This window comes from Vreelandella azerica (assembly GCF_013112225.1).
Taxonomy (GTDB): Bacteria; Pseudomonadota; Gammaproteobacteria; order Pseudomonadales; family Halomonadaceae; genus Vreelandella; species Vreelandella azerica.
Map to the genome: position 1 here is coordinate 1 of NZ_JABFHI010000019.1, position 5,551 is coordinate 5,551.

The window sequence follows — 5,551 nt, forward strand, 5'->3', positions numbered from 1 at the left end:
GTGAGGGTAATCATCATCGGCTGCAAACCGGACTCATACGCCCAATCAACCGACTGCTCAACCTCCTGCCGGCGACGCTCGCTGATCTTCGCCGCGCAAATCGGGCAGCCCCATATAGACCCGCACACCTGCACACCGGAATAAAACGCGTGGCCATGCTCGCAGCTCTGGTGAACGTGGATTTTGCCGTGGGGGATATACATGCACCCGGCGGTGCGATGGATCTTGTGCTGCCATTGAAGCCCTTGCCGCCGCCCTTCGTTGAGCAGCAGGCGTCGAGCTTCAGACGTGAGCGCATAGCGTTCTGCCCGCACAAGCCTACGGTCAAAAGCACCAGGATTCTTTTCACAGGTGGGGGAGGATTTCGCGACTGTCCCTAGAGCGGCATTTCCGGCTACGCCGGATGCCTCGCCTGGGAGGTCGCTTAGCTGCTTCTGCAGCGCTGAATTACCGGAGGGTAACTTCATCTGCGCAACCCCGGCAGGGCTGGCAGAACTTGAGAATCTCTGTCTCGTCGCTCATAATATCCCTACGAACTGAGTGAATGACCCCGGCGAGGTGCGACCAACACCAATGACCCGGGGTTTTTCATGTCTGCAATTCAGACATAGAACTAGCTTATCAGAAATTTCAGTTTTGTGTATATCGCGTAAATCGCTGATAAAAAGCACGAAAATGCCAAAAAATGATCCTGTGTATACAGGTTTCCTTTTCGGCATTTTTTGCGTTTTACAGGCTACCGCTCAGGCTAAACGACACCGCACGAAACCCCAACCCCGTTTGGCATGAAGGTGCCGAGGCTTGGCGGTTTTTGTGGATGCTGCACAAAAAAGGCACCGATCGCTCGGTGCCGCGCTGGTTTGGCGTGCGTTCGCTGCGCGAACCATCACTCATAGTACCTGCCAGGATCAACCAACTACCTTATAAATACGCTGCATCGCGTCTATCGCTTTATCAACCGTACTACGGTAGCCACTTCCCGCACCATTCAGGAAAAGCATAAACAGATAAGCGGAAAAGAAATCTACTTCATTCTCCTCTAGCTTAGCTTTATCCATAATCGGGCCATAAAGCCTCATATAAGCTAATTGCTCACTATCTGGCTTCTCCAGGTACCCTTCTAAACCACCCATGTCTGATTCTAAGGCTTGGCGAAACTCTCTAAGCTTCCCGCTTGCGAGAATTTTTGCCGCCATTCCCTGCGATAAAAGCACCTCCTCGCAGCGCTTTATTTCGCTTTCTAACTCCTTTTGGTGTTTTGACTTAAAAAACATACCCTCTCCTCAGTTCTTTGAATCGCCATCAAATGGCAAATTTGGCTGCTCCTCTGCTTGGTGTACTGATTTATCTCGAGCCGTTAGGCGCTCGATAACGCCATGAGCATCTACTAGACGTGCCTCTAAACCCTCAACACGCTCTTTCAGCTGAGTCACGGCGTCAGTCGCAGCCCGTTGTGTTGCATCGCTAGTTGCCAGTGCTTTCTCGGCTGTATCGACTTCCTGCCGCCATTCCTCAAGCTCGGCCGTATGGCGCTTCTCGGCTTCCTCTTGTGCCGCCTTCGCTGCTTTCGCCTGCTCCTTATACTGTTCCAGGGATGCCATCACGCGGCCCATTTCGTCACCGATGGACCGAACATGCTTATCCGTTTTTGCCTGCTCATCACGCATACGCTGCTCAACCTCAGCGGTCTGACGACGTGCTACCTCTACTTCATCACGTAGCTCGTTCAGTCGCTCCTGGGCGGCCTGCTCGCGGGCCTTCACTGCTGCCAGCTCCTCGCGGGTGCTCGCATGCTGCTGCCATACCTCGGCCAGCTCCCGGCGTACTTCCTCCGCCTTGGCCTGCTCATGGGCCACGGCCTCCTCGCCCTGTTGCTCTAACCGTTCGAGGGCCAACTCTAGGTCTTCAATTTCAGCATCATGCCGCTGTCGCTCGGCTTTCAGCTTATCGAACTCAGCTTGCAGCGCATGACGCTCCGCTTCGATGGCTTCGGCGTGCTTAGCATCACTTTCACGCCATGCCGCCGTTACCAGCTGCTCAGCCAGCTTATGCGCTTGGGCGGTGATTGTCTCAGGCACCTCCGGCTCTTTCGGTGCTTCCGGCTCCGGTTTTGGCGCCTCCGGCTCTTGCTGCGAGGCCCGCCATGCGGCCATGTATTTATTGATCGTGCTGTACGACCCTTCTCCCAATTCAGCGCGGATACGCGGATTTGTCGGGCGCTCGCCACGTTCTGCGATGCGTTCAGCTGCTTTAATGACTTGCTGTTCTGTAATTGCCATATCAATTATCCCTTAAAGTGTACTGTATTGTACTGTATAGTAATGTACTGTATTTAATATAGTACAGTACGGTACACCTGTCAAAAAAAAAAAACCGCCGATATGGCGGTATTACTTACATGCCTGGCGTCTTCCAGCCGCCGGGCTTCGGCACATGCCGCTGCTCTAGCTGCTCAGGCTTTTTATCTGGCTCCTGACGCTGCCGTGGGCGCTGTATGCGCGCCTCTAGCCGCGCTCCCAGCCGCTCAGCTTCACGATCCAAGACTAAGTTTTCAATTCGTCCAACTGCCGCTGCAAGATAGTCACTTGCTGGCTCAACGACTCGTATTCGCTCGACACACGCTCCAATGCGTTCGACACACTGTCGAGCGCCCGCTGTTGCTCTGTCTGCCGCTGCTCGAATTTCTCTAGCGCGCTGAGCAATGTCCGCTCTAATTCCGTCATTTAACGCCCCATTTCTATATAAATCTGACCCGACTCCAGCTGTCTCGCTTTCGCGTCCATTGGCATCAATAGGTACTCCGTACCGTTCCGCTCGATCAGTTCCACGCCACTGGTGTCGAGCTCCAGTAGCGTCTGCCGGTTCTCCTGTATCGCTTGATACTGGTATTGCGTGAACGCCCAAGCTCCGGCTGATATAGCTACTGAGATCATCACCAGGAGCAGGCTCGGTAACAGCATCAAGTGCCGGAACCGCCTCCCCAGTGCTTTGCTCTCGGTCTGGATATCGGCTTCGATTGTACGCAGCGCGCTTTTGTATGTGCTCTGCAACTCGCTCTGCATAGCGTTCAGCTGCTCGCTGGTCGCGCTGTGAATAGTCGCGCTCTCCTGCCTGAACTGCTCTGCTAACTGTTGCTTCAAGTTGGAATTCACGCCCATAAATCTCTCCCTTCATACGGAACCGTGTGCCATCCGGGTCACCAGGGTGGCGTAGCGTGATGTTGTCCGGCCCCTGCCTTACCACCTCGAAACCCAACTTCTCGACCTGCTCAACAAGGGTTTCTCGATCCTTTATGAGTCCGGCCAACACTCGACCAGCAACTAATTTATGCGCCGCTTCGCGCAGCTCGATACGACGCTTCGCTACAGAAACGATCTCTGACGCCCCTAATTCTTCCCATTCCACGGCCTTACGGTCGCCTTGAGGGTGCTGAAGATCCCGCTCGCGAGCGGGGTCATCGGGGTCTGCTAGCCCGTACTCAGCATTAATCATCGACCGGAAATCGTCGTATGCAGCGCGGGCACCGCGCCCTGGTGGGCAAATATTGAGTGATTTTCCGGTTGTGAGCTCGACGCGAGGAGTAACGAAATGAAGTTCATGGTGGCCAGCGTGTTCATGCCGAACCCAGAGAATGTTGTAGGCGTCACGGTCAAGGCCCGCGAATGCGATTGCTTCGAAGCGGTTCATGATATCGCGCTCTTGCTCAGGCGTGATCGTCTCGCCAGGAGCAAACGACAAGACACCACTCTTGTACTTGTATTTGAAACTCAGGGAGTCAATGAGCCGCTCAGTCGACTCTGGATCGCCGCGCAACACCGTCGGCGGTGGGTCACGCGTGACTGCCTCTTTTTTGCCTGAATCACGGTTTCTTTCACGCAATAGCCGACTGGACCGGCACCGCGGCCCTGGCCACGACTGGCAAACCCGACAATCACTGCTTTGGCCTCTTGTGCTCGTCGGCCACGACTTCAACAGCGTGCTGAATCGCCTGCAAATGCGAAACGACTTCCACCGTGTCCGCTGCGCCCTTATGCACATTGCACCAACGGGCGATCATATTGAGGTTCGCGTTGATGCGATTAAGCACCGCGATTCGCTGTTGCTCATCGCTGCGATTCCGCACTTTGACCTTGCCAATGTGATCTCTGATTAACTCGCTCGGCGTCATATTTGCTTCGCTAGCGAGCGTCTGTAGACGCTCGTGCTCAGCATCATTGACGCGAATCCGAAGCAGCGTCTCACGCCTCTCCTGGTCGCTTTTCCGCCGTTTGATCGGGGGTTCTTCTGCCATAAAACGCATGCCATTTTTTGGGGTTCTACCAACATGCTAGCAAATTCATCGCGCGCGTGTGCGTGCGCGCCCAAAACAAGGCCACCCAGTGTGGGAACAGCAGTCGGAGCCTCCCTCGCTCCGCTCAGTCAGCCCACGCCAGCAGTACCCAACTGGGGCCTTGCAAGGGGCTCTGCCCCCTTGACCCCCAAAGCGGCCTCACGGCCACCGCTTGCAAATGCAAGCGAAGCGGCAAACCAGCCGCTTTTAACCACCTCAGCCTCGAATGCTTTGAGCCCCTGCTCAGCATCATCCAACATCGACACATGAACGGCTGCAGACTGCTCGCGCAATCGTGCCAAAGCCGCATCAAGGTCGCGGCCTGCCGATTGTGCAGCCGCCTGCGCTTGGCGCTCTTGCTGACGCGCTGCCACTGTTTCATCGGCTGATTGCTGAGCCTGTTCAGGCGTCTGCCGTTCAACCTCTGGATGCTCAATGCCTTCGGCATCCCGAAGCCCTGCCAGCAAAAGAACAATCGCATTCCAGCCGCCTACTTCGGCGGCATCCAGCACTGCCGATTGCCGACCCAAGCGCCTTATCAGCCGCCAATCGTCCGCCGTGAGCTGCCCCAGGGCCACGGCTTCATCGCGCTGTTCCTCTGCCAGTTCTTCATCCGTCTGATCGTCAATGCCGATCTGCTTTTTCAGCCCTGGACTGAAAAACAGCGCCCGCACCCGCTTAGCGGTCACCGTCTGGATGAAATCGACATACAGCTTCCCCGCCCGCTCGCTACCGTCCAGTGACTCCGCCAGCAACCGGAACGGATGCCGACCCGCTTTCTTGCCGCCTTTCGTGCCCTTACTACTGGCCGTGGACATTTCCCGATCAACGCCCCAGTGCTTTGCATCATCAGCCTTCGCCAAGTATTCGCCTGCTGAACACCAACCCTTCACATCAACAGACCGCACATCGAAAGCGCGCCAACTTTGCTCATTGGCTGGATCGAGCAGCCCAACGTCCTGGCAAATCCGCTTCCACCGCTTTAACACCGTAGTTTTAACGTCACCTGCAGTCGTCTGAGGGCTGACAAACCAAAGCTCATGCGTGTGTGGGTGCCAACCGTTGCGCTCGCTGTGCGTGATTTCTAGCGCTCTGACGAGCCCTTGGAACTGCCAGCGCTGCTTGGCTAAATCCCACACCCGACCCTTACGCAGACGCTTGAGCGCTTCCCGCTGCTTATCCAACAGACTGCCGAGGTTATCAGTTCGCTGATGAGGGAAC

At 55.8% G+C, this 5,551-nt stretch carries 8 protein-coding genes and 1 pseudogene; all 9 read right to left on the bottom strand.

Annotation, left to right across the window (positions count from 1 at the left end; genetic code table 11):
• A partial coding sequence (locus tag HLB35_RS16240; protein WP_216601617.1) for a hypothetical protein occupies nucleotides 1-467 on the bottom strand: 467 nt, incomplete at its 3' end.
• 441 nt (nucleotides 468-908) lie between these two features.
• Nucleotides 909-1,274, bottom strand: coding sequence for a hypothetical protein (locus HLB35_RS16245; protein ID WP_171703385.1), 366 nt, complete (start codon nucleotides 1,272-1,274; stop codon nucleotides 909-911).
• A gap of 9 nt (nucleotides 1,275-1,283) precedes the next feature.
• Entirely contained in the window at nucleotides 1,284-2,279 is a 996-nt protein-coding gene (locus HLB35_RS16250) for a DNA-binding protein (protein ID WP_171703386.1), read from the bottom strand.
• Between the two features lie 115 nt (nucleotides 2,280-2,394).
• A complete protein-coding gene (locus HLB35_RS16255) occupies nucleotides 2,395-2,541 on the bottom strand; it encodes a hypothetical protein (RefSeq protein WP_171703384.1) in 147 nt (48 codons plus the stop codon).
• Nucleotides 2,542-2,543: 2 nt separating this feature from the next.
• On the bottom strand, nucleotides 2,544-2,723 hold the full coding sequence (locus HLB35_RS16260) for an MbeD/MobD family mobilization/exclusion family protein (protein WP_171703387.1): 180 nt from the start codon (nucleotides 2,721-2,723) through the stop codon (nucleotides 2,544-2,546).
• A complete protein-coding gene (locus tag HLB35_RS16265; RefSeq protein ID WP_171703388.1) occupies nucleotides 2,724-3,158 on the bottom strand; it encodes a hypothetical protein in 435 nt (144 codons plus the stop codon). It abuts the gene before it with no gap.
• 436 nt (nucleotides 3,159-3,594) lie between these two features.
• Nucleotides 3,595-4,038, bottom strand: a pseudogene (locus tag HLB35_RS19075) (hypothetical protein); the annotation flags it as partial.
• Nucleotides 3,932-4,291: a plasmid mobilization protein gene (locus HLB35_RS16275; RefSeq protein WP_171703389.1), complete on the bottom strand. Its 360-nt coding sequence runs from the start codon at nucleotides 4,289-4,291 to the stop codon at nucleotides 3,932-3,934. The gene HLB35_RS16275 and the pseudogene HLB35_RS19075, both read right to left, overlap by 107 nt.
• A gap of 128 nt (nucleotides 4,292-4,419) precedes the next feature.
• Nucleotides 4,420-5,551, bottom strand: a 1,132-nt coding sequence (locus HLB35_RS16280; protein ID WP_216601618.1) for a rep family protein, incomplete at its 5' end; no start/stop codon positions are given.

What these genes read in the sequence shown, in the direction of transcription:
- HLB35_RS16265 (WP_171703388.1), bottom strand. Translation starts at nt 3,158, where the DNA reads ATGGGCGTGAATTCCAACTTGAAGCAACAGTTAGCAGAGCAGTTCAGG.
- HLB35_RS16245 (WP_171703385.1), bottom strand. Translation starts at nt 1,274, where the DNA reads ATGTTTTTTAAGTCAAAACACCAAAAGGAGTTAGAAAGCGAAATAAAG.
- HLB35_RS16260 (WP_171703387.1), bottom strand. Translation starts at nt 2,723, where the DNA reads ATGACGGAATTAGAGCGGACATTGCTCAGCGCGCTAGAGAAATTCGAG.
- HLB35_RS16250 (WP_171703386.1), bottom strand. Translation starts at nt 2,279, where the DNA reads ATGGCAATTACAGAACAGCAAGTCATTAAAGCAGCTGAACGCATCGCA.
- HLB35_RS16275 (WP_171703389.1), bottom strand. Translation starts at nt 4,291, where the DNA reads ATGGCAGAAGAACCCCCGATCAAACGGCGGAAAAGCGACCAGGAGAGG.